Source organism: Novipirellula caenicola, from assembly GCF_039545035.1.
GTDB classification, from domain to species: Bacteria; Planctomycetota; Planctomycetia; order Pirellulales; family Pirellulaceae; genus Novipirellula; species Novipirellula caenicola.
In genome coordinates, this window is record NZ_BAABRO010000057.1 from 1 (window position 1) to 2,093 (window position 2,093).

Below are 2,093 nucleotides of genomic sequence, written 5' to 3' on the forward strand. Positions count from 1 at the left end.
GTCACTCGCACAGAATCACAGAACGTGCTGCATACGATACGGCTCGACGATGGCAATGTGCTAAACTACCAGCTGACCATCGGCCAGTTCGCACGCAAAGCAAACAAAGAGGCGTAACCATGCGATGGTACGGAGCGGCGGTGGTCGCCGTTCTCGCGATGGTTGAGTCTCTCGCCGCCGCCCGCATATCGCTACCGTTACCCGACTGAAGATGTACGTTCCTAGCGAAATCACAACACGCATTCAAAAGCTGAGCGAGCAGCTTGGTTGTGAACTGCGTGTCTTGCGTTGTTGGCAGAGCGATGGGGGACGACCCGTTTTCTATTGCAACTTCAGGGGTGTACTTCATGACCATCCCAGCTTCTTGCTTGAGTGTTTCGGTACACTGTGCGCTGAACTGACCGATGGTCGCGATGACTTGACTGACCTGTTTCTCTTTCTCAATGGCCAGCGATTAGCAGTAGCCCCGGCGTCAGCGGATTACTTGGTCAGCCGACGAGCGGATGGCGAATTCGATTGGGATTATGACGACGAGGGGTACGACAATTTCTTTGAACTGAACGATAAAACGGGCACCGAGTCAATCGATGCATCACTGAGTATCCATCCGCCGACAATGAACAAAGACAAGGGCGGGTAACAATCGGATGCACGCCGAGTCGCCGAGTCGTGGTTTTTGAAGTGGAAGATCGCTCGCGGCGACCGCGTGATCCTTTCCGTTCTGCCATGAAATGATTGGGCGATGCTCGACAAGACCAACATTACGGAACTCGTTCGGTCGCAACTTCCGGATTCATACGACCCGTTGAATTTAACGTTTGGCTACGAACAAGCGTCCCCTGTAGATTCCGCTGTCGCAATCGGCAGCGACTACGGAACGACAATTTGTGTTGACCTGCAATCCGAGCATGTAATCGCAATTGATCGCGCCGGCGTGTATAGAACACGATTCATGAATTCGTCAATTCCACAGTTGGCACAGTGTATCGCGGCACATCGCGACTATTGCGATTGGATGATCCGTACTCGTGCCGAATCGGAGGAGTTATCTGTCGTTTCCGACTTTCGAGATCGATTACTCGACACGGACCGAGCGGCGCTCGACAATACCGAGAATTGGTGGTCAGTGATCGTGGAACAAGCTGAAACCGGCCAACTGTAGATCTGGCAGAACCATGGCATGAACCGAAGCGGCGGAGTCGTGTTTTTTGCCGTTGAGAATCGTTTGCCGCCGCTCGGTTATGCCCGCCGTTCCCCGACCGAATGGCAGTATTGAATACGCTTCATGCTTTGGCCCATTGTCCTACCGTTTCAAATAACGGGCGTTGCTTTCCTGCTTGCGGCCGTACTTCTGACTGCCACGCGAACGCCACGGAAATGGACTCGCATCAAGACACTGCTGATTTCGTCCATCGCGGCGATCGTTCTTTTCATACCCTCGTGTACTGGTGTCATGTTGGTCGCGGACTCCATCCGCTTCGGGCACTTCCATTACGACTCGTTTGACGCAATCCCCGACTTTCGATCGCAACGCTACATGCCTCGCGCCGCATCGAACATTGAGATGCACAAGCACGCCAATGGCTACAGAGCACGGTACGACATATCCGCCACCGACTTTAAGGCCTATCTCGACGGATTGTGGACGAAATACGGTGAGCATTCCGCCGTCGAGCGTGGTGGTTTCATGGACGAGGGTCAAACGGTGGCACCTGAGCTATTCAACCATACATTTGACGGACTAAACTGGTCGTGTCCCGCGACTGCTATCGTCTATTACAGTCCATTCGAGGGTGATGGCGGTGGCGCAACGTACTACTTCGATGCTGACGCTGGCCTAATGTTTCAACGGACGGGGTTCTGGTGATCTGCATGGAGAGGCGGGGAACCCCCCCGTGCACCGGAGCCGGGCTTGCGGGCGTTTTGGCAATGGTTGACTTTACACTCCCGGCCCGGTGACGGGCACCGTTACCCGACTGATTGATGGCTGAGGAATTCACAGCATCTTGCCCTTGTGGCTACCGAACTCCACTGCTGACGACAGCGCCGCACCACGAGCCTGCGACGTGCGATCGTTGCAACAGTGTCGTTAA

General features: G+C 54.5%; 3 protein-coding genes. 2 read left to right on the top strand and 1 reads right to left on the bottom strand.

Annotated features, from left to right (window positions below):
* The first annotated feature begins 211 nt into the window (after positions 1-211).
* Both ABEA92_RS31185 and ABEA92_RS31190 read left to right on the top strand, forming a co-directional pair.
* Entirely contained in the window at positions 212-640 is a 429-nt protein-coding gene (locus ABEA92_RS31185; protein WP_345689775.1) for a hypothetical protein, read from the top strand.
* A 102-nt stretch (positions 641-742) separates the two neighbouring features.
* Positions 743-1,162, top strand: a complete 420-nt coding sequence (locus ABEA92_RS31190; protein WP_345689777.1) for an SUKH-4 family immunity protein — start codon at positions 743-745, stop codon at positions 1,160-1,162.
* Between the two features lie 141 nt (positions 1,163-1,303).
* Here the strand turns inward: ABEA92_RS31190 and ABEA92_RS31195 are convergent, their stop codons facing one another.
* The gene (locus ABEA92_RS31195) at positions 1,304-1,492 is read right to left on the bottom strand and encodes a hypothetical protein (RefSeq protein ID WP_345689779.1); all 189 of its coding nucleotides are present in this window, start codon (positions 1,490-1,492) and stop codon (positions 1,304-1,306) included.
* Between the last annotated feature and the right edge of the window lie 601 nt (positions 1,493-2,093).